General features: G+C 66.6%; 20 protein-coding genes. 8 read left to right on the top strand and 12 right to left on the bottom strand.

The annotated features are described in order from the left end of the window. Nucleotides 1-64: 64 nt before the first annotated feature. The gene (locus CU669_RS21305; protein ID WP_161539582.1) at nt 65-2,323 is read right to left on the bottom strand and encodes a hypothetical protein; all 2,259 of its coding nucleotides are present in this window, start codon (nt 2,321-2,323) and stop codon (nt 65-67) included. Between CU669_RS21305 and CU669_RS04720 the strand changes: the two genes are divergently transcribed. The 3 genes from CU669_RS04720 to CU669_RS04710 all read left to right on the top strand — a co-directional run bounded on the left by CU669_RS04720 (nt 2,274) and on the right by CU669_RS04710 (nt 7,580). Further along, a complete protein-coding gene (locus tag CU669_RS04720; protein ID WP_161539581.1) occupies nt 2,274-4,328 on the top strand; it encodes a TolC family protein in 2,055 nt (684 codons plus the stop codon). The genes CU669_RS21305 and CU669_RS04720 overlap by 50 nt on opposite strands. Nucleotides 4,329-4,548: 220 nt before the next feature. Beyond that, nucleotides 4,549-5,712: an EAL domain-containing protein gene (locus CU669_RS04715; protein ID WP_146747670.1), complete on the top strand. Its 1,164-nt coding sequence runs from the start codon at nt 4,549-4,551 to the stop codon at nt 5,710-5,712. Nucleotides 5,713-5,801: 89 nt separating this feature from the next. After that, a complete protein-coding gene (locus tag CU669_RS04710) occupies nt 5,802-7,580 on the top strand; it encodes an acyl-CoA dehydrogenase (RefSeq protein ID WP_112142629.1) in 1,779 nt (592 codons plus the stop codon). Nucleotides 7,581-7,749: 169 nt separating this feature from the next. Here CU669_RS04710 and CU669_RS04705 read toward each other — a convergent pair whose 3' ends face one another. Both CU669_RS04705 and CU669_RS04700 read right to left on the bottom strand, forming a co-directional pair. Continuing rightward, nucleotides 7,750-8,343, bottom strand: coding sequence for a glutathione peroxidase (locus CU669_RS04705; protein ID WP_112142628.1), 594 nt, complete (start codon nt 8,341-8,343; stop codon nt 7,750-7,752). 67 nt (nt 8,344-8,410) lie between these two features. Next, nucleotides 8,411-8,770 (bottom strand): c-type cytochrome, encoded by a 360-nt coding sequence (locus CU669_RS04700; protein ID WP_112142627.1) that lies wholly within the window; start codon nt 8,768-8,770, stop codon nt 8,411-8,413. A 173-nt stretch (nt 8,771-8,943) separates the two neighbouring features. Here CU669_RS04700 and CU669_RS21300 point away from each other — a divergent pair, with 173 nt between their 5' ends. From CU669_RS21300 to CU669_RS04690, 3 genes are read left to right on the top strand one after another with little or no spacing between them, the layout of a single operon-like run. Then, nucleotides 8,944-9,651, top strand: a complete 708-nt coding sequence (locus CU669_RS21300; RefSeq protein WP_161539580.1) for an ImuA family protein — start codon at nt 8,944-8,946, stop codon at nt 9,649-9,651. Further along, the gene (locus tag CU669_RS04695) at nt 9,572-11,053 is read left to right on the top strand and encodes a Y-family DNA polymerase (protein WP_161539579.1); all 1,482 of its coding nucleotides are present in this window, start codon (nt 9,572-9,574) and stop codon (nt 11,051-11,053) included. Before CU669_RS21300 ends, CU669_RS04695 begins: the two co-directional genes overlap by 80 nt. Next, entirely contained in the window at nt 11,050-14,118 is a 3,069-nt protein-coding gene (locus tag CU669_RS04690) for an error-prone DNA polymerase (RefSeq protein WP_112142625.1), read from the top strand. Before CU669_RS04695 ends, CU669_RS04690 begins: the two co-directional genes overlap by 4 nt. A 33-nt stretch (nt 14,119-14,151) precedes the next feature. On the opposite strand, the gene CU669_RS04685 is transcribed toward CU669_RS04690, so the two are convergent. The 8 genes from CU669_RS04685 to hisG form a co-directional block, all read right to left on the bottom strand. Then, nucleotides 14,152-14,325: a DNA gyrase inhibitor YacG gene (locus tag CU669_RS04685; RefSeq protein WP_112142624.1), complete on the bottom strand. Its 174-nt coding sequence runs from the start codon at nt 14,323-14,325 to the stop codon at nt 14,152-14,154. Continuing rightward, entirely contained in the window at nt 14,322-15,386 is a 1,065-nt protein-coding gene (locus CU669_RS04680; protein WP_112142623.1) for a ribonuclease E/G, read from the bottom strand. The genes CU669_RS04685 and CU669_RS04680 overlap by 4 nt, the downstream gene beginning before the upstream one ends. Next, the gene (locus CU669_RS04675) at nt 15,383-15,988 is read right to left on the bottom strand and encodes a Maf family protein (RefSeq protein ID WP_112142622.1); all 606 of its coding nucleotides are present in this window, start codon (nt 15,986-15,988) and stop codon (nt 15,383-15,385) included. The genes CU669_RS04680 and CU669_RS04675 overlap by 4 nt, the downstream gene beginning before the upstream one ends. Further along, nucleotides 15,989-16,207 carry a translation initiation factor IF-1 gene (infA, locus tag CU669_RS04670; protein WP_068495116.1) on the bottom strand — a complete coding sequence of 73 codons (219 nt, stop codon included), beginning with the start codon at nt 16,205-16,207 and terminating at the stop codon, nt 15,989-15,991. Nucleotides 16,208-16,604: 397 nt separating this feature from the next. Beyond that, on the bottom strand, nt 16,605-17,048 hold the full coding sequence (locus tag CU669_RS04665) for an arsenate reductase ArsC (RefSeq protein WP_112142621.1): 444 nt from the start codon (nt 17,046-17,048) through the stop codon (nt 16,605-16,607). Nucleotides 17,049-17,051: 3 nt separating this feature from the next. Beyond that, complete coding sequence (locus CU669_RS04660; RefSeq protein ID WP_112142620.1) at nt 17,052-17,525, bottom strand: UPF0262 family protein; 474 nt, start codon at nt 17,523-17,525, stop codon at nt 17,052-17,054. After that, complete coding sequence (hisD, locus tag CU669_RS04655; RefSeq protein WP_112142619.1) at nt 17,525-18,823, bottom strand: histidinol dehydrogenase; 1,299 nt, start codon at nt 18,821-18,823, stop codon at nt 17,525-17,527. The genes CU669_RS04660 and hisD overlap by 1 nt, the downstream gene beginning before the upstream one ends. Continuing rightward, the gene (hisG, locus tag CU669_RS04650) at nt 18,820-19,479 is read right to left on the bottom strand and encodes an ATP phosphoribosyltransferase (protein WP_112142618.1); all 660 of its coding nucleotides are present in this window, start codon (nt 19,477-19,479) and stop codon (nt 18,820-18,822) included. The genes hisD and hisG overlap by 4 nt, the downstream gene beginning before the upstream one ends. Nucleotides 19,480-19,954: 475 nt before the next feature. On the opposite strand from hisG, the gene CU669_RS04645 reads away from it, so the two are divergent. Continuing rightward, the gene (locus CU669_RS04645; protein WP_112142617.1) at nt 19,955-20,680 is read left to right on the top strand and encodes a response regulator; all 726 of its coding nucleotides are present in this window, start codon (nt 19,955-19,957) and stop codon (nt 20,678-20,680) included. Further along, nucleotides 20,677-22,119, top strand: coding sequence for an ATP-binding protein (locus CU669_RS04640; RefSeq protein WP_112142616.1), 1,443 nt, complete (start codon nt 20,677-20,679; stop codon nt 22,117-22,119). The genes CU669_RS04645 and CU669_RS04640 overlap by 4 nt, the downstream gene beginning before the upstream one ends. A 133-nt stretch (nt 22,120-22,252) precedes the next feature. On the opposite strand, the gene CU669_RS04635 is transcribed toward CU669_RS04640, so the two are convergent. Continuing rightward, complete coding sequence (locus CU669_RS04635; protein ID WP_112142615.1) at nt 22,253-23,383, bottom strand: type III PLP-dependent enzyme; 1,131 nt, start codon at nt 23,381-23,383, stop codon at nt 22,253-22,255. Nucleotides 23,384-24,112: the final 729 nt, after the last annotated feature.

The raw sequence follows: 24,112 nt of genomic DNA, 5'->3' as shown, positions 1-24,112 counted from the left end.
GACTTGCTTATATTTTATCCACCCAAGTCCAATAATCGGGCTCGTACCGTATTTTCTCAGGTCTCTATTTCAGATAGCATCGGTGGGATTTTGTCCTATGGGAATGCCGTCGGGCAAAGAGCGGGAAAGGGACGTCCACATGAGAAAGAAAGCTCTGTGCTTCGTGGCGGGATCCGCCATTTTGCTGGGCAGCATGACCGCCCAAGCCCAAGCCCCCGGTGGTGGCGGTGGTCCCCCGCCGCCCGGCGGCGGTGCCCCGCCACCCGGTGGCCGTCCCCCGCCCCCGCCGCCCGGCGGCCCCGGAATGGGTGGGCCAGGATTCGGCGGCCCAGGCATGGGCGGACCTAGCATCGGCGGTCAAGGCCCCGGCGGCTCCACCGGTGGCGTCGGAGGCCCGAGCCTCGGCGGGGCCAGCGGAAGCGGAAGCGGCGGTCCCAGCCTCAGCGGAACCGGTGGCGCCGGTGCTCCTGCTCCCGGCGTTCCCGGAACGCCCTCCATCGGAGGGCCCGGTGCCCCCGCCATCGGCGGCCCAGGCTCGCCCAGCCTCGGCGGCACCATTGGAGGCCCCAGTGTCGGCGGAAGCCCCGGTGGTCCCAACGTCGGCGGTGGCGCTATCGGAACGACTGGAACCGGACTTGGCGGACAAGGAACCGGTGGTCCCGGACTCGGTGGTCCCGGACTCGGTGGTCCCGGACTCGGTGGTCAGGGCATCGGTGGTCCGGGCATCGGTGGTCCGGGCATCGGTGGTCCGGGCATCGGTGGTCCGGGCATCGGTGGTCCGGGCATCGGTGGTCCGGGCGGGCCCGGCGGTATCGGCGGCCCCGGTGCGGGCGGTCAAGGGGTCGGCGCTCAGGCCCAAGGTGTTGGAACCGGTACCGGCGCGCCTGCGGGCGGGACGGGGACGGGGACGGGGACAGGCGCAACGGCTACCGGGGCTCAGCCCGCTGCCAATGCTCAGACCGGTGGTCCCGGTGGTGCCGGTGGTGCCGGTGGTCCGGGCGGTCCGGGCGGTCCAGGTGGCGGCGCCCAGCAAGGTGGACAGGGTGGACAAGGTCTCGGTGGCCCTGCCCCTGCGGCGAATACCTTCGTCACGCCCGGAACGGCGGCGCAAGGTGGTGTCGGCGCGGCGGGCGGTGTCGGTGGAGGACAGGGTGGAAGCGCCCCTGGCGCCCTGGGCGGCGCCGGAGCTCTCGGCGGACCGGGCGGTGCCGGAGGCACATTGGGCGGAGTCGGACAAGTTGGCGGCACCGTCGCGGGAACAACCGCCGCTCCTGGCGGCGGCGGTGGAATTGGCGGTCCCGGCGGTGGCGCGCAAGGCGCCCTGGGCGGCCCAGGCTCTCTTGGCGGACCCGGTGGAGTCGGTGGACCCGGTGCGGTCAGTGGACCCGGTGCGGTTGGCGGACCCGGCGCGGTTGGTGGACCCGGCGCGGTTGGCGGACCCGGCGCGGTTGGCGGACCCGGCGCGGTTGGCGGACCCGGCGCGGTCGGTGGGCCCGGCGCGGTCGGTGGGCCCGGTGCGGTTGGCGGACCCGGTGCGGTCGGTGGGCCCGGCGCGGTTGGCGGACCCGGCGCGGTTGGCGGACCCGGTGCGGTCGGTGGACCCGGCGCGGTCGGCGGACCCGGTGCGGTTGGCGGACCCGGCGCGGTTGGTGGACCCGGTGCGGTTGGCGGACCCGGCGCGGTTGGTGGACCCGGCGCGGTTGGCGGACCCGGTGCGGTTGGCGGACCCGGTGCGGTTGGCGGACCCGGTGCGGTCGGTGGACCCGGCGCGGTTGGCGGACCCGGTGCGGTTGGCGGACCCGGCGCGGTCGGTGGACCCGGCGCGGTTGGCGGCCCCGGCGCGGTCGGTGGACCCGGCGCGGTTGGCGGCCCCGGCGCGGTTGGCGGCCCCGGCGCGGTTGGCGGACCTGGCGCGGTTGGCGGACCCGGCGCGGTTGGCGGACCCGGCGCTGTCGGTGGCCCCGGTGCGGTCGGCGGACCCGGCGCGGTCGGTGGACCCGGCGCGGTTGGCGGGCCCGGTGGTCCTGGCGGTCCCGGCGGTCCCGGCGGTCCCGGCGGTCCTGGCCCAGGCGGAGGCCCGGCATTGGGCACCGCGGGCCCGGCTCCGGCCTCGCGGTAGCAGAGGTTCTGACCGTGATCCGCTGGGATAGGGTGTTTCTTTGATGAACTGGCGAAATGTGGCGCGGCCGTTCGGACGGACTTTGCGGTCCGAACGGCTGAGGTCTGTTCCGACGGTGGCCGTCGCCCTGCTGTTGACGGGCTGCGCCGTGGCCATGACGCCGACCACGCCCGAGGAGCGCAGTGCCCGGGCCGAACGCGACATCCGCGCCCTGTTCGGCGGCATGCAGTCCCTGCAAGGCCCGATCACCCTGTATCAGGCCCAGGCCTATGCCTTGAAATACAACGTTGATCGCCGCCAGAAGATGCTGGAGGAAGCCCAGGCGGTGAAGTTGAACGAGGCCATGGGCTATACCTTGCTGCCGCAGATGGTGGTGGGTGCGGGCTATACCCAGCGCGACAACAACTATCTCAGCACCAGCCTTACTCCCTCCACCGGAACCAAGTCGGATTCCTCCATTTCCACCGACCGGGCGCGGGCCACCGGAACCTTCGCGGTGGCCTGGAATGTCCTGGATTTCGGCGTCAGCTATCTGCGCGCCCGTCAGGCGGCCGACCTTGCCTTGGTGGCCAAGGAGCGACGCCGCAAGGCCGCCCAGACCATCATGAACGACGTGCGCACCGCCTATTGGAAGGCGTTGGGCGAACAGAAGCTGGGCTATGAGGTCGACAGCCTGATCGGCAGGGTTCAAGGCGCCTGGGACCGCGTCCAGAACGACCGGACCTACAAATGGGCCAGCCCCGCCCAGGCCTTGGAATACCAGAAGACCCTGCTTGGCGTGGTGCAACACCTCCAGGCGCTGCGGCGTGATCTGGCGACCGGCCGCCTCGAGTTGATGTCGCTGATGAATCTGGATTTCCAGCGCCCGATCACCCTGGCGGAGCCGGCCGGTTTCAATGACAAGGCCTCGTTCCTGTCCATGGACATGCCCACCATGGAACGCACCGCCCTGACCAACCGCCCGGAACTGCGCGAGGCCGATTATCAGGCTCGCGTCGATACCGACGAAACCCGCAAGGCGATCCTGCGCATGCTGCCGGGATTGGAATTGAGCACCTCGCTCAACCGTGACAGCAATTCCTATCTGGTCAATCACAACTGGGCCGAGGCCGGATTGCGGCTGACCTGGAACCTGATGAACCTGATCGCCGGACCCAGCACCGTTTCCGCCTACGGCACCCAGGAACAGGTCGGCGAGATGCGCCGATTGTCCACCAGCATGGTCATCATCGCCCAGGTCAATGTGGCGCTGCGACGGTTCCAATTGGCGGCGGGCGATCACGACATCATGTCGCGCATGGCCGATGTGGAGGGGCGTCTTTACGACGCCAATCTGGGCGTCGCCGTCAACGAGGCGGAATTCCTGCGGCGCGCCGCCGTTCGGATCGATTCGCTCTACCGCCGCAACCTCTCCTATATCGAGCTGGAAAGCTCGGCCGGTGCCCTGGCGATCACGCTGGGCAAGGATCCCATCCCGGAAGACGCCAAGTTCGATGACCTGGAGGGGACCGCCCGCCTGCTGGAACGGGCGGCCGCCGAGGATGCCCTGGTCAAACCACCGGTCTTCGCCGCCGCCATGATTCCCGCTGCGCCGCCGTCATCCGCCAGCCAACCGGCCGCCCAGGCCACGGTGCAACCGATCCCCGAGATCGCGCCGCCCCCCCCTGCCGCGATGTCGCCCGCCCCGATCACCGAGGTCGCGCCGCCCCCACCCGTGGAAGGCGGCCTGCCCTCCAAGCTCTCGGCGGCGGTCGGCGTCTTCGCCAACGACCCGGTGGTGAGCCGCTTCGTGGTCTTGCAGCAATTGGCCGAGGCGGGCCTGATCACCCCGGACGAATTCGCCAGCCGCCGCTCGGCCAATCTGGGCGGCTTGCTCCCCTATTCCACCACCGCGCCAACTCCGTTCGCCGGTGCGGGACGCTTCGACTTCAGCCAAGCGCGGCAGGCCTTGCAGGCGGGCGACGGCCAAAGGGCCCAGGTGCTTGACGCCATCCTGGCCGCCAATCCGCCGCGCCTCGCCGCCAGCCGCCCGCCCCTGGACCGGGCCAAGGACAGGGTGGTGATGCTGGCCACTGCCGGGCTGGTGGGCCTGGACGAAATGCAGCGCGAGGTCCAAGCCATCCAAGCCGCCACCCAGACGGCCTCGAACACTGCCCGCAAGCCGAAGGCGACCACTCCGTACAAGGCCAACCGGCCATGGGTGCAATAGAAAGCGCCGCACCGATGCCTTACGCTCTAAATAATAAGTATTATTAATACAGTGCGCCTATCAGCTTTCGTTGAAAAACATCATCCACTGTTTCTTTGTCAGGCCTTAGGCATGGCCTAGATTGATCGATCGGTCGCCCGTGTTTTCAACATCATGGGCCCATTTCGATCGGTCGGGGCAAGGAGCGCCCCGGTAACGCTACCGGGGAAGGAACGCCACAGTGTCGGCCCAGGACGCCAAGCTCCTTATTCACTTGAAGCAGTTGGAACGCACCCCCATCGGCTATCGGGTGCTTCATTGCCATATTTCCGCCCTGCCGGGCCATCTGCGAACCCGGGATAATATGACCCAGGCCTTGGCGGCATTGCGCGACGCCACCCGCAATAATTTGACGTCCAGCATCTTCCTGATGAAGAACATGGAATTGATCTGCGTCTGCCGCGATATTGACATGGGCGCCTTGCGCTCGACGGCGTCCAAGGCCCATAAGGCTTTTGGACATGCGGGCCTGCAGCGCTCCAACGTCTACGGGGACCAGGAATTCTACCATCTGTTCGAACTTGGCGAGAACGATGCCCGACTTCGCCAATACGCCGAGGCCGCCGCCGGTCCCAAGGGCGAGCTCACGGACGCCGCCTCGGACGGAAAGACCATCGACGGCTCCATGTTGTCGCGCATCAAGGCCCAGCTGCAGACCACCAATATTAGCCCCATGATCCTTAGTCAGCAAATCTACGCGGTGGACAAGGATCGCAAAGTCATCCCGGTGTTCCGCGAGATCTATGTCTCCATCAAGGCCCTGGAGGACGCGTTCTGCCCCGGGGTCAGCCTGATGGGACGTTCCGGCCTGTTCAACGAATTGACCGAGGATCTGGACGCCGCCGTGCTCGGCATGCTGGCCCGCACGCCCGATCTGTCCAATCGCCGCTTCAGCCTGAACCTCAATCTGTCGGCCATTTCGTCCAAGACCTTCGCCGCCTTCGACGCGGCGCTTCGCCCCGAACAGCGCGCCAACGTGGTCATCGAGATCCACCGCAACGATCTGGTCGCCAATTTCTCGCTGTTCCGCAAACTGGCGCCGGGACTGGTGGAAAAGGGCTATTCCCTGTGCATCGACGCGCTCGATGCGTCCTTCCTGCCCCATCTCGACCTCAAGGGCCTGAATTTCCGCTTCGCCAAGATGTTCTGGCACGAGGACGCCCTGACAGAATCCGAAAAACTGAAGACGGAATTGACAAGCCGCACCGAGGACGGCGAGGGCGTCAGCTATATCCTGGCGCGCTGCGACAATGCCAATGCCATCCGGGTGGCGCGCTCGGTGGGCATCGACCTGCTGCAAGGCAAATTGGTCGATCACATGGTGAAGAACAATATCCCCATATAGGGCGCGGCAATCCCCATCATGCCATCGCCACGCCTCTTCCATCTGTGGCACAATCTTCCATACCGTCACCGCGCTGGGAGCCCGCCCGCATGTCCACCTATATTCCGCCGCTGCGCGACATCCGCTTCACCATGGAAGAGGTCGTGGGGCTTGAGGCGATTTCCGCCCTGCCCGGCTTCGAGGAAGCCACCAGCGAGATGGCCGATTCCATCCTGACCGAGGCGGGCCATATCGCCGAGGGCGTGCTGTCGCCGCTCAACCGGGCCGGCGACGAAGTGGGCGCCGTCCAGGAAAACGGCGTGGTCCGCACCGTTCCCGGCTGGAAGGACGCCTGGAACACCTTGGTGGATGGTGGCTGGAACGGCTTGCCCTTCCCGGCCGAATACGGCGGCATGGGTCTGCCCAATCTGTTCAACACAGCCGTGCACGAAATGTGGCAGGCGGCCAACATGGCCTTCACGCTCTGCCCCATGCTGACCCAGGGCGCCGTCAACGCCATCAGCCTTTACGGTTCCGACGCCCAGAAGGAATTCTATCTGCCGCGCATGGTCTCGGGCCAGTGGACCGGCACCATGAACCTGACCGAGCCCCAGGCCGGGTCGGATCTGTCGGCGGTGCGTTCCAAGGCCGTGCCCGACGGCGACAAGTTCCGCCTGTCCGGCCAGAAGATCTTCATCACCTATGGCGATCACGACATGGCCGAGAACATCGTCCATCTGGTGCTGGCCCGCCTTCCCGACGCGCCCCCCGGCGTCAAGGGCATCTCTTTGTTCGTGGTGCCCAAGATCCTGCCCGGCGGCATCGCCAACGACGTCAAATGCGTCTCGCTGGAGCATAAGCTGGGCATCCACGGCAGCCCCACCGCCGTCATGTCCTTCGGCGACCACGAGGGCGCCTGGGGCGAGTTGATCGGCCAGCCCCATCGCGGGCTGGAATACATGTTCGCCATGATGAACCACGCCCGCCTCGCCGTCGGCCTGCAGGGCCTCGCCATCGCCGAGCGCGCCTATCAGCAGGCGGTCTCCTATGCCCGCGACCGGGTGCAGGGCAAACCGGCGGGCTGGACCGCAAGCGGATCGGCCGGAATCGTCCATCATCCCGATGTGCGGCGCCTGCTGATGACCATGAAATGCCAGATCGAGGCCATGCGCGGCATTCACTACACCGCCGCCGCCGCCTCGGACATCGTCCACCACGATTCCGATCCCGAGCGCCGCCGCCAGGCCGGACTGCGGGTGGAATTCCTGACCCCCATCGCCAAGGGCTGGTGCACCGAGGTGGGACAGGCCATCGCCTCCATGGGCGTCCAGGTCCACGGCGGCATGGGCTATATCGAGGAGACCGGCGCCGCCCAGCATCTGCGCGACGCCCGCATCACCACCATCTACGAAGGCACCACCGCCATCCAGGGCAACGATCTGGTCAATCGCAAGATCCTGCGCGACAAGGGCGCTTTCGCCGGGCAACTGCTGACCGAAATCGCCGATCTGGCGGGCGACCTGTCGGCAAGCGCGGATCCCGCGCTGCGGGCGATGGGCGGGCGCCTCGCCGCCGCCGCCGCCGCCGCCGCCCGCGCGGTATCCTGGCTGGTCAAGGACGGCGCGGAACATCCCGCCCTGGTGGCGGCTTCGGCGGTTCCCATGCTGGAACTGATGGGGGTGGTGGTGGGCGGCCAACAGGTGGCCCTGGCCGCCAGGGTGGCCAAGGCGGCCATGGAGACGGGCAAGGACCACGACGGCTTCTACGGCGCCAAACTGGCTACCGCCCGCTTCTACGCCGAGCACATCCTGCCCCATGCGGAAGCGTTGGAGCTTGCCGTCACCAGCGGCGCCGCCGTGGTCATGGGGATGGACGAGGCGCTGCTATAGCAGACTGCGGAAAAATTCCTGACGGGTCTTATTCCTCGTCACCCCCGCGAAAGCGGGGGTCCATGGTGCGGCGAATCTGCGCCATACCCATAAAATATCGGGCGTTGACGCATGGATTCCCGCTTTCGCGGGAATGACGAATGGGACAAAGGCATTTTTGCGCGGCTTGTTAACCGCCCGACGGCGCCGCCAGCGCCTTGTCGATGGCGGCGCGCAGACGGGTGGCGTCGGGGGCGGTCATGCTGGAGAACCAGTCCAGCAGCCGCCCGTCCTTGCCGATCAGCAACTTGTGGAAGTTCCAGCGCGGCACGCCCAGCGGGCCGGTACGCTCGGCCGCCCAGCGATAGAGCGGATGGGCGGCCTCGCCCACCACCACCTGCTTTTCCATGAGCGGGAAATCGACGCCGTAATTGATCTCGCAGAAGGTGGCGACCTCGGCGTTGCTGCCCGGCTCCTGAGAGCCGAAATCGTTGGACGGCACCCCCAGCACCACCAGACCACGGCCGCGATATTCCTTCCACAGGGCCTCCAACCCCTCGTATTGCGGGGTGAAGCCGCATTTGGACGCGGTATTGACCACCAGCACCACCCGGTCGCGGAAACTGTCGGGTTTCAGGACGCCGCCGTTCAATGCGGGCAGCGGCAGCGCCGCCCAGTCGAGACGACCGGCGTCGGCGGCGGCGGCGCTGCCTCCCACCCCCATGACGGCAAGCGCCGAGGCGACCAGGGCTCCCAGCGGATTACGCGGCAACAATCGGTGCATGTCTGTCTCCTTCCGCCCAGAGATTGGCGGCCGAAGCCGCCGAATCAAGGGGGAGGGAGGAAGGCGGCTATTTCAGCGTCTTGAGATAGGCGATCACGGCGGCGATCTCGTCGGGATTCTTCATTCCGGCGAAGACCATCTTATTGCCCGGGATCGATCCCTTGGGGTCGGCCAGATAGGCGGTGAGAGCGGCATCGTCCCAAACCTTGCCCCAGCCGGTCATGGCGGGAGAATACTTGAAGCCCGCCGACGCGGTCCCGGCCTTGGCGCCCGCCACGCCGAACAGGCTGGGGCCGACGCCGTTGGCGCCCGCATCCACCTTGTGGCAGGACTTGCAGACCGTGAAGGCGGCAGGCGGATCGGCGGCCCAAACGGGAGTGACACCGGCGAAAGCGGCGATAAGCGCGGCAGCGACGAAAACCCTCATGAAACACTCCCCCTCGATTGGCTGGATTCGGTGTCGTGGACGGGCCGACTCTTCGCCCGGCACCAAGGGCATGGTAGCGCAAACCCCCGGACGGGTGAATGAAAACAGTTCAAAGGGCGGGCTTGACTCTTCCAGATCAAAATGTGAACATTTATCGAACATTTGGAGATGCCATGCCCTCCCCCGCCCTTGCCCGCCTGCGCCGACGCATCGCCGCCCTGGAAGGAGTCGGCGGAGACGGGCACGGGCCGGTCATGCCGCTGGGCCTGCCGGGGTTCGAGGGGATTGGAACCGGCGCGCTGCACGAAATTTCGCCCGCCGCCCTGGCTTGCGATCACGATGGCGCCGCCTTGGGATTTTCCGCCGCTCTGCTGGGCGGTCTGGTTCGCCTCATGGGCAAGCCCGCCCTGTGGCTGGCCGAGGGAGGGCTTCCCCATGCCCCCGCCCTGGCCGGGTTCGGACTCGGTCCCGAACGGCTGGTGGTGGGAATCGCCGGTCAGCCCAAGGCCAATTTGTGGGCGTTGGAGGAAGCGGCCCGCTCCCCCGCCCTGGCCGCCGTACTGGGCGAGGTGCGCGGCATGGATTTCACCGCCGCCCGCCGCCTGCATTTGGCCGCCAGGGGCAGCGGCGTGACGGTTCTGCTGCTCAACCGCGCCGCCGCCGCCATCGCGCCCGCCCAAACCCGCTGGCGGGTGAATGGGCTGGCCGGAGCCGACGACCGCTGGCGACTGGGTTTGCTCCGCTGCCGGGGGCGATCGCCGGACGAACGGGGGGTGGTGGGGGAATGGGAGGTGGAATGGGATGGAACGGCGCGTCGTCTCGGTCTGGTTGCCTCGACTGGCCACCGACCGGCTGTGCCGGACGCGGCCCGCGTGGCGTAGCGCCAAGCTGATCACCGCCAATTCGGGAACCACCCGGCAGGTGATGGCGGCCAATGGCCCGGCCCAGACCCACGGCTTGCGGCCCGGCATGCCCCTGGCCCAGGCCATGGCCTTGGCCCCCGACGCCGTCGTCGCGCCCCATGACCCCGATACCGACCGCCGCCTGCTGGACGTGCTGGCGGAACGCTGCGGTCTGTATTCCCCCTGGACGGCGACGGAAGGCGCCTGCGGTCTCTGGCTGGACGTGGCTGGCTGCGGCCATCTGTTCGGTGGCGAAACCGACTTGCTGGATCAATTGAGCGGCAAGCTGAAAAGCCTGGGCTTGACCAACCGCGCCGCCCTGGCTCCGACCCCCGGAGCTGCCTGGGCCTGGGCCCGGTTCGGCGATCCCGCCGCCCCCATCTTGGAGGAGATGGATCAACTGGCCCCGCTGCCCCTGGCGGCGCTGCGACTGTCGCCCCGCATGGTCGGAGATCTGGCCGCCCTGGGCCTGCGCCGCATCGGCGAGCTGTTGGATCTGCCACGCCCACAGGTGTCGTTGCGCTTTGGCCGTGACGTCCTGTGGCGGCTGGACCAAGCCCTGGGCGTCGAGCCCGAGCCCATCTCCTCCATCCGGCCGGTGGCGCCCCACCGGGTCCATATGGCCTTCGTCGAGCCCATGTCACGGGTTGAAGACATCGCCGAAGCCCTGAGGCGCCTGCTGGCCGAGTTGTGCAATCGCCTGATCCAAGACGGCTTGGGGGCACGACGGCTGGACTTCACCTTGTTCCGGGTGGATGGAACCCTGTGTCGGGTCGAGATCGGCACCGGGGCGCCGTCCCACGACCCCGGCCATCTGTTCCGCCTGTTCCGCGACAGGCTGGCCGATATCCGCCCCGGCTTCGGCATCGAGGCCGTTCGCCTGGACGCCGTCGCCACCCAGGCCCAGACCGCCGAGCAGAGCGATCTGGACGGCCCGGCGGGTGGCGGCGATCTGCCCCATCTGCTGGACAGCCTGAGCAATCGGCTGGGGCCGCGCCGTCTGATGCGCCTTCTGCCCCACCCCAGCCATATCCCGGAACGCTGTGTCCGACGTCGGCCGCCCGGCGCCCCGACCACCGTGGGGGAATGGCCGGCCGGGCGCTATCCGATCCGCCTGCTGGCCCATCCCGATCCCATCGACGCCATGGCCCCCATCCCCGACGCGCCGCCCTTGCGCTTTCGCTGGCAGGGCCGCCTGCATCAGGTGGTGCGGGCCGATGGCCCCGAGCGCATCGCCCCCGAATGGTGGCACGAGGATGCCGAGGAGCGGGATTACTATCGGGTGGAAGATACCCAAGGCCTGCGCTTCTGGCTGTACCGCCAGGGCCATTACGGGCAGCCGGAGCCGCCGCGCTGGTATCTGCACGGGGTCTTCCCATGACTCCATATCCCGAGCTTCAAGGCCTCTCCAACTACAGCTTTCTGGAAGGCGCCTCCCATCCCGATGAATTGGCCGTCACCGCCGCCGCCCTGGGCCTGTCCGCCATCGCCATCACCGACCGCAACACCTTGGCGGGAATCGTGCGCGCCCATGTAGCGGCCAAGACGGCGGGGATCCGCCTGGTGGTGGGAGCGCGGCTGGATCTGACCGACGGCGCCTCGCTATTGTGCTATCCCACCGATCGCGCCGCCTATGGCCGTCTGTGTCGCCTGCTGACCCTGGGGCGTCGACGCGCCGCCAAGGGGGCATGCCATCTGAGCCGCGCCGATCTGGCCGAGCATGCCGAGGGCCAGATCTTGATGCTGATCCCGCCCGATCCGCTGGACGACGGCTTTGCCGCCCAGGCGGCCGCGTGGCGCGCCTTGCTTGGCGATCGGCTGTATCTTGCCGCCGCCCGCCGCTTCAGATCCGATGACCGCCAGCGGTTGAGGTTATTGGCCGGGCTCGGCATTCCCCTGGCGGCGGTCAACGACGTGCTGTATCACGCGCCGTCGCGCCGCCCCCTGGCCGATGTGCTGAGCTGCATCCGGCGGGGCTGCGCCATCACCGAGGCGGGCTGGGCGCTGGCCGCCAATGCCGAGCGCCACCTGAAGCCACCGGCCGAGATGGAGCGCCTGTTCGCCGATCATCCCGAGGCCTTGGCCAATGCGTCGCGTATCGTCGAACGCTGCCGCTTTTCCCTCGACGAGCTGCGCTATGAATATCCCGACGAGGTCGCCGCCGGCCAGGATCCGCAGGAGCGGCTGGACCATCTGACCTGGGAGGGGGCGGCCCAGCGCTATCCCGAGGGCGTGCCCGACAAGGTCGCCGCCACCCTCCGCCATGAACTGGCACTGATCCGCCAGTTGGGCTTCGCACCCTATTTCCTGACGGTCCACGCCATCGTCGCCTTCGCCGAAAGTCGCGGCATCCTGTGCCAGGGACGCGGCTCGGCCGCCAACTCGGCGGTGTGCTACTGCCTGCGCATCACCCCGGTCGATCCCGCCCATATGGATCTGCTGTTCGAGCGGTTCATGAGCGCCGAACGGGGCGAACCACCCGATATCGACGTGGATTTCGAGCACGAGCGCCGCGAGGAGGTCATCCAGCACATCTACGACACCTATGGCCGCCACCGCGCCGGGCTGACCGCCACGGTGATCCACTACCGCACCCGCTCGGCCATCCGCGACGTTGGCAAGGTCATGGGACTGAGCGAGGATTGCATCGCCGCCCTGGCCAAATCCAATTCCGGCTGGGGGCGGCGCGGCATCAAGGACGAGCATGTGCGAGAGCTGGGGCTTGATCCCGACCAGCCCGATCTGGCCCGTACCCTGGCCCTGGCCGAGGAGCTGACCGGCTTTCCCCGTCATCTGTCCCAGCATGTGGGCGGCTTCGTCATCTCCAAGTTCCGCCTGGACGAACTGGTTCCCATCGAGAATGCCGGTATGGACAACCGTACCGTCATCCAGTGGGACAAGAACGATCTCGACGCCCTCGGCCTGATGAAGGTGGATGTGCTGGCGCTCGGCATGCTGTCTTGCATCCGCAAGAGCTTCGACTTGCTGCGCGCCCATCATGGCCGAGACCTCAGCCTCGCGACCCTGCCGCGCGAGGATGGCGCCACCTACGACATGTTGTGCAAGGCCGATTCGGTGGGGGTCTTCCAAGTGGAAAGCCGCGCCCAGATGAGCATGCTGCCGCGCCTGAGGCCGCGCCGGTTCTACGATCTGGTCATCCAGGTCGCCATCGTGCGGCCCGGCCCCATCCAGGGCGACATGGTTCACCCCTATCTGCGTCGCCGCCAGGGCAAGGAAGCGGTGGAATATCCGTCCGACGCGCTGCGCCGCGTATTGGAAAAGACCCTGGGTGTACCGCTGTTCCAGGAACAGGCCATGAGAATCGCCATGGTGGCCGGAGGCTTTACCCCCAGCGAGGCCGACGGCCTGCGCCGTGCCATGGCCACCTTCCGCCACGCCGGAACGGTCGGCGCCTATGGCGACAAGCTGATCTCGGGCATGCTGGCGCGGGGCTACCAACGCGACTTCGCCGAGCGGGTCTTCAAGCAGATCGAGGGCTTCGGCGAATACGGCTTTCCCGAAAGCCACGCTTGCGCCTTCGCCCATCTGGTCTATGTCTCGGCCTGGCTGAAATGCCATTACCCCGCCGCCTTCGCCTGCGCCCTGATCAACAGCCAGCCCATGGGCTTTTATGCCCCCGCCCAGATCGTGCGCGACGCCCGCGACCATGGGGTGACCGTGCTGCCGGTGGATGTGAACCACAGCCGATGGGACTGCGCCTTGGAAGACGGCCGCTTGCGCCTTGGCTTGCGTCTGGTGGACGGATTGGCGGAACGCGATGTGGCCCGCCTGCTGGCGGCCCGTGCCGCCGGCTATGCCAGCCCTTACGACCTGTGGCGGCGTTCCGGGCTCGCCCGGGCCACCCTGGAGCGACTGGCCGCCGCCGATTCCTTCGGCTCCATGGGATTGACGCGGCGCGACGCGGCATGGGCTGTCAAGGCGCTGGACGCGCCCCCATTGCCCCTGTTCGACGATGCTCCACCGCCGCCCGAACCCAAGGTCACCCTGCCCAAGGCCAGTGCCGGGGAAGAGGTGATCGGCGATTACGCCGCCCTTAAGCTGTCGCTGAAATGCCATCCCCTGGCGCTGCTGCGCGACGATTTCAGCCGCCAGGGCATCGCGCCCAACGTCTCGCTACAAAGCCGCAAGGGCGGCAAGGCCGTGGTCTCCGGGCTGGTGCTGGTCCGCCAGCGGCCGGGCAGCGCCAATGGAGTGCTGTTCATCACCCTGGAAGACGAGACCGCCATCGCCAATATCGTGGTCTGGCCCGACCAGTTCGAAAAATTCCGCCGCCCGATCCTGGGGGGGCGCCTGCTGCGGGTGGACGGCCGCGTCCAGGCCCAAGATGGCGTCATCCATGTGGTGGCGGAACGGGTGGAGGATCTGACCGCCCATCTTGGCCGACTGGCCGAGGGCGGCAAATACCCGTCGCGTGATTTCCGCTGATCGGGTCAAAGCCCGGGACCGATTCCGGCGCCCCTATGGATTCCCATCGTCCTCGCCGTCGGGAACCTCGTCGGTTTCCACCTTGTAGACGCCGCTCAGCCAGCGGTGCAGATCCACGTCGGCGCAACGGCCACAGCAGAACGGCTTGTATTTGGGCTCCAGCGCGGGATTGCCGCAGATAGGGCAGGCTGCTGGCTGATCGGTCATGCACGGATCTCCTCGATCATCGCCTGGTCGAGACCGACCTGCGGCCGCAGGACCAGCTTGCGGCCCAAGCGCCGTTCGGTCTCCGCCACCGCTTCGCCCAATCGGGCAAGGCAGGCCAGGGCCTCGGGCGCCATGACCAGGGCCAGACGAGCGCCTGGGCGGGCTTCGGCTTCCACCAACAGGCGGCGCAGACCGGCCAGGGCGACCGATTCGGCGGACGGCTCGTTCACCCGACGGCACAGCAGTTCCGTCAGCGAAGCCCCCGACCTCTCCCGCGTCAGTTCCACCAGACCCAGGGGCGAAACCCCGAACACATGGGTGGGGACGGGGTCATCCACCACCGCCTTCTTCAGGGCCGCCGCCAGCTTGTAGGCGGTGCCCTTGGGACCGGAGACGAAATCCACCGCGATCTGGCCGCCGATGCCGCGCAGGCGCAATTGGCGGGCGATCTCGGCCACCGCCTGACGATTGGCGTCATTGGGGCGCGCCGCGCCGGAATCCACATCCACGGCGGTCAGCGCCGCCGTCTGCTCAAGAATAATACGCCCGCCGCACGGCAGACCGACCACCGGCGACAGCGCCGCTTCCATCTCGTCGTCCAGGCTGATGCCGCGATCCAGCCGGGCGGCGGGAAACAGGCGGCGCGCCTCGGCCAGGGCGGCGGCATCGCTGACCGCCACGTCGGAAACGCCGGGATGGGCGGCCAGTAGCATTTCCAGCGGATGGGGACGGCGGGCATCGCCCACCAGCTCGGGGGCGTGGACCAGCTTCGGTCCCTTGGCGCCGACCGCCTCGGCCTTGACCCGGACGGGGACGCTCATGCCCTCGGACAGGCCCAGCGCCTTGGCGCCGTTCAGGAAACCGGGGCGATCCCCCTCCCCCAGATCGACGAAGGCGGCATCCAGGGACGCTTCCACCCGCGCCACCCTTGCGCGAAAGGCGCAACCCAGCAGCATGGAGGGGCGATGAACCCGCAGTTCCAGCAACCGGTCGCCGGCCAGAAGGGCGAAACGGGAGTCCCCCGGCCCCCACGACCAGACGATCCGGTCGATCCCCATCATTTCAAAGGCTCGGCACTCTTGAACCCCAGACCGTCCAGCATGGCGGCGGTCTCGAACAGCGGCAGGCCGACGATATTGGAGTACGAGCCCGACACGGCGGTCACGAAGCGCGCCGCCAGGCCCTGGATGGCATAGCCGCCCGCCTTGCCGTCCCATTCGCCGGACGCGACATAGGAATCGATCTCGCCGGGGGTCAGGCGCTTGAAGGATACGATGGTGGAGACGACGCGCAGCCTTGCCCGTCCGTCGGGACCGATCAGGCAGACCCCGCCATGGACCCGATGACGGCGGCCGGACAGCAGCGCCAGGCATTTGCGGGCGGTGGCGGCGTCTTCCGCCTTGGGCAGGATGCGGCGACCGCAGGCGACCACCGTGTCGGCGGCAAGGATGTAGCAGCCGGGATGGCGGGCGGCGACGGCGCGGGCCTTTTCCTCGGCGAGACGGCGGGCATGGGGAGCGGGCAATTCGGCTGCGCGCGGCGACTCGTCCAGATGGGCGGGATCGACGATCTTGGGCGCAATGCCGATCTGGCGAAGCAGATCAAGGCGTCGAGGCGACGCCGACGCCAGAACCAGCGCCGGGTTCTCGACCGCGTCCGCCATTTACTTGTAGCGGAAGGTGATGCGGCCCTTGGTCAGGTCGTAGGGCGTCATTTCCACGTTGACCCGATCACCGGCCAGCACGCGAATGCGATTCTTGCGCATCTTGCCCGAGGTATGGGCAAGGATTTCGTGTTCATTGTCGAGCTTAACCCTGAACATGGCATTGGGCAGCAGTTCCGTCACTGTTCCCGAAAACTCGATCACATCCTCTTTCGCCATTGGTCCTCCGAACCGGGTTCTTGCGAAGCGTCGAAAGTTGAGCGCTGGCAGGGGTTTGGTCAAGCCTTTTCGCAAGAGCGGAAAAGGTTTGGCCATTCGGGAAAAAGTCCTTCGGCCTTTGGCCTCAGTGTACTTTTCCCCGTTCTCTAAGGCCAATCCCGTGCTCAAGGCGGCTTTCCGCGCGGGATTGATGTTGTTTTCCCTTCGGACCGGCGGACAAAGTCCGCCGGTCCGAAGGCCGCTTTTGCAAGATTCCAGGCCCGATGGGCCTGCAATCTTGCAAAAGGAAAAAGGTGAGGAAATGAGCGCAGGGCCGCCCCGAGATCATTTCCTTCACCATCATCCACTGTGAGAAAGTACACCGAGCGCAGCGAGGGACTTTCTCACAAGCGACGATTTACTCGCGGGCCATGCCGCCGATGGGGAAGCGCCTGCGGATATGGGCCTCCAACTCGTCGCGCACCTTGCGGTAGGCGTCCAACATCACCTCGCGGTTTCCCTCCACCATGGACGGGTCGAAGGTGGGCCAATACTCCACCTCGCAGGCGTTGTGCCGGGTCAGATCCACCGCCTTGTGCTGGGCTTCCGGCGACAGCGAGACCACCACGTCGAAGCTGTCGTCCTCCAACTCGTCGAACAGGCGGGGCCGGTGCTTGGACAGATCGACGCCGATCTCGTCCATCACCTGGACCACGAAGGGGTCCAACTCGCCGCGCCGCACGCCGACGGAATAGACATAGACACGCTTGCCGTGGATGCGCTTCATGATGCCTTCCGCCATGGGGGAACGCACCGCGTTCATGGTGCAGCAGAACAGGACGGCGGACGGCAGATCGCCCACCCCCTACCCCCTAATGTGCAAGACGCAGATAAGGGTAAACAGGCGTCGAGCCGTATCGAAATCCACGTCCACTCTCCCCCCCAGGCGTTCCCGCAGCAGTTCCGAGCCTTCGTTGTGCAGGCCCCGTCGTCCCATGTCGATGGCCTCGATCTGAGCGGGCGACGATTTCTTGATGGCGCTGTAATAGCTTTCGCAGATCAGGAAGTAGTCCTTCACCACCGACTGAAAGGTCTTGAGCGGCAGCGGAACCTCGGTCAGCGGCATGCCGTCCTCGGTGCGCACGTCGAAGATCAGCCGGTTGTCTTCCAGACGGATATGCAGGGCATAGGGACCGACGAAGTCCCCGTGCAGCGCGAAGTAGTTCTCTTCCAGCAGGTCGTAGATGGCGACGGCGCGCTCATGCTCCACCTCGGCGGCGCGCCGAACCATGGTCTTTTCGTCCAGTTGCACATGGATCAGCTTTTGCCGATGGGGCATCAGGGCTCCCCTGGATTGAGCCGGATGGACACCGACAATCCATGCGCCCCCAACCCCTCCGCCTCGGCCAGGGTCACCGCCACCGGACCGATGGCCCGCAAGCTGTCGGCGTCGCACCCCAGCAGCGTGGTCCGCTTCATGAAGTCCAGCACGCCCAGTCCCGAGGAGAAGCGGGCCGAGCGCGCCGTGGGCAGCACGTGGTTGGGGCCACCCACATAATCGCCGACGGCTTCCGGGGTATAGCGGCCCAGGAAGATGGCGCCCGCATTCCTCACCTTGTCCGCCAGGGCATCGGGATCGTCCACCGCCAGTTCCAGATGCTCCGGCGCGATGCGGTCGATCAGAGGCACCGCTTCGTCGATGGTCGGCACCACGATGATGGCGCCGTATTTGTCCCAGCTTTCCTTGGCGATGGCGGCCCGCGACAGGGTCTTCAGATGAGACTCCACCGCCTGGACCACCCTTTGGCCGAAGTCCCGGTCATCGGTGATCAGGATGCTCTGGGCGGCGCTGTCGTGCTCGGCCTGGCTCAGCAGATCCGCGGCGATCCAGGCGGGATCGTTGGTGCCGTCGGCCACCACCAGGATTTCCGAGGGCCCCGCGATCATGTCGATGCCGACGGCGCCGAACACCCGGCGCTTGGCGGCGGCCACATAGGCGTTGCCGGGCCCGACGATCTTGTCCACCTGACGGATGGTCTCGGTGCCGTAGGCCAGGGCGGCCACCGCCTGGGCGCCGCCGATGCGGTAGATTTCCTCGATGCCGACCACCTTGGCGGCCGCCAGCACCAGCGGATTGAGCCGCCCACCCGGTGTCGGCACCACCATGACCAGACGCTCGACCCCTGCGGCCTTGGCCGGGATGGCGTTCATCAGCACCGAGGACGGATAGGCCGCCGTGCCGCCCGGCACGTACAGACCGGCCGCCTGCACCGGCGTCCAGCGCAGGCCGAGACGCACCCCGACCTTGTCGGTGAAGGCGTAGTCCTTGGGCAATTGCTTCGCGTGGAAGGCGTGGATGCGCTTGGCGGCGGCGTTGAGCGCCTTGATCAACGCCGGATCGCAGGCGGCCACCGCCTCATCCACCTCGGCTTCGGTGATGCGCAGGGTCTCGGGCTTCAACTCCATGCGGTCGAAGCGGGCGGTGTAGCTGATCAGGGCGGCATCGCCCTGCTTCCTGACCTCGGCCAGGATCTTGGCGACCTGGGTATCCACGTTCTCGTCGGCTTCCCGCTTCATATCCAGCAGGGCGGCGAAGGCGGTCTCGAAGCCCGGATCGGAAAACAGCAGCTCGATCATGCCTGGCACGCCTTGCGAAAGGCGTCGATCCAGCCCGACATCTCGTCGGAGCGGGTTTTCAGCGCGGCGCGGTTGACGATCAGGCGCGAGGTCACCTCGGCGATGACCTCCACTTCCTTCAATCCATTGGCCAGCAGCGTCGCCCCCGACGACACCAGATCGACGATGCGGGTGCACAGACCCAGGCTGGGGGCCAGTTCCATGGCGCCGTTGAGCTTGACGCATTCCGCCTGCACGCCACGGGCGGCGAAGTGGCGGCGGGTCACTTCCGGATATTTGGTGGCGATGCGCACATGACTCCAGCGCGACGGATCATCGGACTCGGCGTCTTCCGACGGCTCGGCCACCGACAGGCGGCACTTGCCGATGCCCAGATCCAGCGGCGCGTAGATTTCGGGATAGTCGAATTCCATCAAGACGTCGTTTCCCGCGATTCCCAGATGGGCGGCGCCGAAGGCCACGAAGGTGGCCACGTCGAACGAACGCACCCGGATGATATCGATATGGGGATGGTTGGTGGCAAAGCGCAACAGGCGGCTTTTCGGATCGTCGAACGCCGGTTCGGGCTCGATGCCGGCGGCACGCACCAGCGGCATCGCTTCGTCGAGGATGCGGCCCTTGGGCAGGGCGATGACCAATTTGTCTTGCAACGGCACGATTCCAGAACTCGTTCCTTCGGGGGCTGAAATATCTACAAGGTTTCGCGCCAACACACCAGAACCTAGAGTCCGCCAGAGTTTGGTGGAATCGGTTTTTTCTTTTCGTCACCCTCGGGCTTGACCCGAGGGTCCATGGATGGCCGGGCCTGTCCCACGGCTATCCGGTTTCATTCCCGGCCGCCGCCCCCATGGCCGCCGCCGCAGATTCACCACCAAGGCACCAAGGATACCAAGAAGCCGACACGGTTCTTCGCCTTCCGTCTTGCCCCGACAACTGGGCATGGCGAAAGAGGAAGGACTGACCGTTTGCTCCGCTCTCTTGGTGTCCTTGGTGCCTTGGTGGTGATTCCTTTTCGAGTTCCATGCCGAAGAGAGGGCGCTTCGACATAAATCGGCCAGACTTTAAGTCGCTGTTACCATCGGTTACCGAAATCAAACCGACGCCGGAACGCCGCCGCGTTATAAAGGTGTCATGGAAACCAATGCTCACATTCTGGTGGTGGACGACGACCGCGACATCCGCGACCTGCTGGCGCGATTCCTGACCCGCCATGGGCTGCGCGTCACCACCGCCAAGGACGGAGCCGAGATGATGCGGCTTTTGACCGAACGCCGCATCGATCTGGTGGTGCTTGACCTCATGCTTCCGGGCGAGGACGGGTTGAGCCTGACGCGGCGCCTGCGCGAGGCCCGTTCCAACATGCCCATCGTCATGCTGACCGCCATGGGCGAGGACACTGACCGCATCGTCGGCCTGGAAGTGGGCGCCGACGACTACGTCCCCAAGCCCTTCAATCCGCGTGAACTTTTGGCCCGCATCAAGGCTGTTCTGCGCCGGGCGCAGCCTTCGGCGGACGGCGCCCCGGCGGCGCCGCATGGTGCGAAATTGCGCTTCGAGGGATGGACCCTCGATCTCGCCACCCGCGACCTGACCTCGCCCGATCAGGTCATGGTGGCCCTGTCGGCCGGAGAGTTCAGCCTGTTGCAGGTCTTCGTGGAACATCCCCGGCGGGTGCTGTCGCGCGATCAATTGCTGGACTTCGCCCGTGGCCGATCGGCCATTCCCTTCGACCGCAGCATCGACATCCAGGTCAGCCGCCTGCGCCGCCGCCTGGGCGACGACGCCAAGGATCCGCAATTGATCAAGACGGTGCGCGGCGGCGGCTATCTGTTCACCGCCGAGGTGACCACCTCATGACTCTGCGCCTGATCCCCGACAGCGTCTTGGGTCGCACCGCGCTGGTGCTGGTGGCGGCGCTGCTGCTGTCGGCGGCGGCGGCGGTCGCCTTGTTCACCATCCAGCGCCAGGAGGCCTTGACGGCCATCGGCGGCCGCAACGCCGCCGAACGGGTCGGAGGCCTTGTTTCCATCGCCGAGCAAACCGCGCCAGAGCGGCGCCAGGCGACCTTGCGCAATCTGGAGACGGCCCGGTTCCGGGTCGGCTGGGGGACCGCGCCGGTGGTGACCGAGGACGAGACCCTGGGCCTGGCTGGCTATGTGCGCACTGTCCTGGAAAAAGGCCTGGAAGGCCGTGAAATCCTGATCTCCACCCGGCCCGGCCCCCTGGGCGGCCCCGCCACCGGCCTGGGCGGCGGCGGTCGCGGCCATGGCATGGGACCGCATATGGGCGAGGGCGACGGACTGGGCGGACCGGGCGGACCGGGCGGACTGGGCGGACCGGGCGGACCGGGCCGCATCTTTCCCCCGGCGCTTCGCATCTCCGTCAAGCTGAACGACGGCTCCTGGCTGAATGTGCTGTCCCCCTTCGATTTCGGCGACACCATCTGGCGTCCGCGCTTTGTGCTGCCCCTGCTTCTGGCGCTGGTGCTGGTGACGGTGGTGGCGCTGCTGGCGGTGCGCAAGGCGACCCGCCCCTTCGCCCTGTTCGCCACCGCCGCCGAACGCCTGGGCGTCGATGTCGCGGCGCCGCCCATGGCCGAGGACGGCCCGCGCGAGGTCCGCCAGGCCGTCCAGGCCTTCAACACCATGCAGGGCCGCATCGCCCGCTTCGTGCAGGATAGGACGCAGATGCTGGCGGCCATCAGCCACGACCTGAAGACGCCCATCACCCGGCTGCGGCTGCGTGCCGAATTCGTCGAGGACGAGGAATTGCGCGCCAAGATGCTAAGTGATCTGGAAGAGATGGAGGCCATGATCGCCTCCACCCTGGCCTTCGCCCGCGACGACGCCGCCAGCGAGCCGCGCCTGCGGGTGGATCTGGCCGCCATGGTCCAGGGTCTGGTGGAGGATATGGAAGACCTGGGAGCGCGCTGCTCCTATAGCGGGCCACGAGACCTTGTCATCCAAGCACGACCGGCGGCGCTGAAACGCGCCATCACCAACCTTGCCGACAACGCGGTCAAATATGGCGGCTGCGCCCATGTGACCCTGGCCCCGTCCGAGGACGGCGTCGCCCTGACCATCGACGACAGCGGCCCCGGCATTCCCCAGGCGGATTTCGAGCGGGTCTTCGCCCCCTTCGTCCGCCTGGAAGCATCGCGCTCCCGCGATACCGGCGGCTCCGGCCTCGGCCTCGCGGTCGCCCGCGCCGCCATCCGCGCCCATGGCGGCGACATCACCCTGGCCAACCGCCCGGAAGGCGGCTTGCGGGTTACGGTGAGTTTGCCGAGGGGGTGAAGACGTCGCTTTTTCTCTTCCGTCATTCCCGCGAAAGCGGGAATCCACGCCTCGGCACCCGTCGCTGTGCGATCAAGGACATTTATCACCGCCACCATGGACCCCCGCTTTCGCGGGGGTGACGAACTGGCGTCTACACGAAATAGGTCTTGAGCGGGGCGAAGCCGTTGAAGTTGACCGCCGAATAGCTGCTGGTATAGGCGCCGGTGGACAGAATGCGCACCTTGTCGCCCACCTTCAGGGACAGCGGCATGTGATAGCCGCACTTCTCGTACATGATGTCGGCGGAATCGCAGGTGGGGCCGGCCAGGGCCACCGGGCCGGTCTCGTCGTTCTGGTAAGGGGTCTCGATGCGGTACTTGATGGCCTCGTCCATGGTCTCGGCCAGACCGCCGAACTTGCCCACGTCCAGATAGACCCAGCGCACCTCGTCGTCATAGCTCTTGCGGCTGATCAGCACCACTTCCGCTTCCAGGATGCCGGAATTGCCCACCATGCCGCGACCGGGCTCGATGATCATGGTGGGGATGTTGTTGCCGAAGTGATCGGTCATGGCGGTCATGATGGCGTCGGCGTAACGCTCCATGGCCGGAATGTCGGTGCGATACTTGGTGGGCAGGCCGCCGCCCAGATTGACCATGCGCAGCTCGATGCCCGCCTCGGCCAGGGCGGTGAACAGCATGGCGGTCTTGCCCACCGCGATATCCCACTGCGACAGGTCGGTCTGCTGGCTGCCCACATGGAAGGACACGCCATAGGGGTCGAGGCCGAGGTCGCGGGCGCGCACCAGCAGGTCACGGGCCATGTCGACCTCGCAGCCGAACTTGCGCGACAACGGCCATTCGGCGCCGTCGCAGGTCATCAGGATGCGGCAGAACACCCGCGCGCCGGGGGCGGATTCGGCCAGCTTCTCCAACTCCGCCTCGGAGTCGAAGGCGTACAGGGTGACGCCCTTGGAATAGGCATAGGCGATGTCGCGCTGCTTCTTGATGGTGTTGCCGAACGAGATGCGATCCGCCGAGGCCCCCGCCGCGAGGCAGAGATCGATCTCGCCGGGGCTGGCGACATCGAAATTGGAGCCCAGCCCGGTCAACAGCGCGACGATCTCGGGGGCCGGATTGGCCTTGACGGCGTAGAACACCTCGGCCACCGGCAGCCAGTGGCGGATGTCGAGATAGTTCTGTCGGACCACGTCCAGATCCACCACCAGGCAGGGGGTGGCGGGCTGAACATCATCCAGGAAGCGGGCAATCTTGGCGGTCATGGCGAGAGCTCCAAACGAACCGTAAAGTCTACGATGAGGCGGAAAAGAGACGTCGGCACCGGCGCTCCATCACGCGGATGGCGCCAGACCGGTCAGTGACGGCAATGGAGGGATGCCGTCAGGCCCGTTTGGACGTACTTCGAACATCGGACCACAGCAGGGCCCAGCCCGGCTGGAATACGGGTTCCGAAAAGTGCGGGGAAATGAATCCGGACGACGCCGAAGCGTGCCGAGCAATCGAGTTCATAAGATTTCCTCCAAGCACCGGGGGCTTTCACCCCGCTTGCACCCGGAAGACGCCTTTGACGTCGTTGCCTGACCAGACCCTGGTCAGAGGCACGTGCGCTGTACGTCTGTCCTGACGGCGCTATATACGCCGTTTTCGAGGGATGAAAAGTAAAAATTTCCGGCGATTGCGCGTTTTTTCACCGCCCCCAAATGACCCTTTATAAATCAATCCGTTAGAACCCTTCCCCATCGGCCCCGCCATGGTCACGGCAACCCCATCGTGCGGATGCAAGTATGATGAACCACAGATTGAATTACCCCCACCGCAAGAGAAACTCGTAAAAATATGATGGATTTACTATAGTGACGTACTCGGCCAACTAAATAATCCCACCAAAGCAATCGGGAAATATGACTTATCCCTGGCTAAATAGGGCTCCACGGTCATTGGAACTGCGGCTTGCCGCCATCATATTCGGCTGCCTGCTATTGCCGACTATT

The organism is Paramagnetospirillum kuznetsovii (assembly GCF_003284725.1).
Classification (GTDB): domain Bacteria; phylum Pseudomonadota; class Alphaproteobacteria; order Rhodospirillales; family Magnetospirillaceae; genus Phaeospirillum; species Phaeospirillum kuznetsovii.
Note: the sequence above shows the minus strand (reverse complement) of the source record. Positions and strands in the feature narration are given on the sequence as shown.

Bases quoted from the DNA above. Each gene is read 5' to 3' on its own strand.
- CU669_RS04720 (WP_161539581.1), top strand. From the start codon at position 2,274: ATGACGCCGACCACGCCCGAGGAGCGCAGTGCCCGGGCCGAACGCGAC.
- CU669_RS21305 (WP_161539582.1), bottom strand. From the start codon at position 2,323: ATGTCGCGTTCGGCCCGGGCACTGCGCTCCTCGGGCGTGGTCGGCGTC.
- CU669_RS04710 (WP_112142629.1), top strand. From the start codon at position 5,802: ATGTCCACCTATATTCCGCCGCTGCGCGACATCCGCTTCACCATGGAA.
- CU669_RS04705 (WP_112142628.1), bottom strand. From the start codon at position 8,343: ATGCACCGATTGTTGCCGCGTAATCCGCTGGGAGCCCTGGTCGCCTCG.
- CU669_RS04700 (WP_112142627.1), bottom strand. From the start codon at position 8,770: ATGAGGGTTTTCGTCGCTGCCGCGCTTATCGCCGCTTTCGCCGGTGTC.
- CU669_RS21300 (WP_161539580.1), top strand. From the start codon at position 8,944: ATGCCCTCCCCCGCCCTTGCCCGCCTGCGCCGACGCATCGCCGCCCTG.
- CU669_RS04695 (WP_161539579.1), top strand. From the start codon at position 9,572: ATGGAACGGCGCGTCGTCTCGGTCTGGTTGCCTCGACTGGCCACCGAC.
- CU669_RS04690 (WP_112142625.1), top strand. From the start codon at position 11,050: ATGACTCCATATCCCGAGCTTCAAGGCCTCTCCAACTACAGCTTTCTG.
- CU669_RS04685 (WP_112142624.1), bottom strand. From the start codon at position 14,325: ATGACCGATCAGCCAGCAGCCTGCCCTATCTGCGGCAATCCCGCGCTG.
- CU669_RS04680 (WP_112142623.1), bottom strand. From the start codon at position 15,386: ATGATGGGGATCGACCGGATCGTCTGGTCGTGGGGGCCGGGGGACTCC.
- CU669_RS04675 (WP_112142622.1), bottom strand. From the start codon at position 15,988: ATGGCGGACGCGGTCGAGAACCCGGCGCTGGTTCTGGCGTCGGCGTCG.
- infA (WP_068495116.1), bottom strand. From the start codon at position 16,207: ATGGCGAAAGAGGATGTGATCGAGTTTTCGGGAACAGTGACGGAACTG.
- CU669_RS04660 (WP_112142620.1), bottom strand. From the start codon at position 17,525: ATGCCCCATCGGCAAAAGCTGATCCATGTGCAACTGGACGAAAAGACC.
- hisD (WP_112142619.1), bottom strand. From the start codon at position 18,823: ATGATCGAGCTGCTGTTTTCCGATCCGGGCTTCGAGACCGCCTTCGCC.
- CU669_RS04645 (WP_112142617.1), top strand. From the start codon at position 19,955: ATGGAAACCAATGCTCACATTCTGGTGGTGGACGACGACCGCGACATC.
- CU669_RS04640 (WP_112142616.1), top strand. From the start codon at position 20,677: ATGACTCTGCGCCTGATCCCCGACAGCGTCTTGGGTCGCACCGCGCTG.
- CU669_RS04635 (WP_112142615.1), bottom strand. From the start codon at position 23,383: ATGACCGCCAAGATTGCCCGCTTCCTGGATGATGTTCAGCCCGCCACC.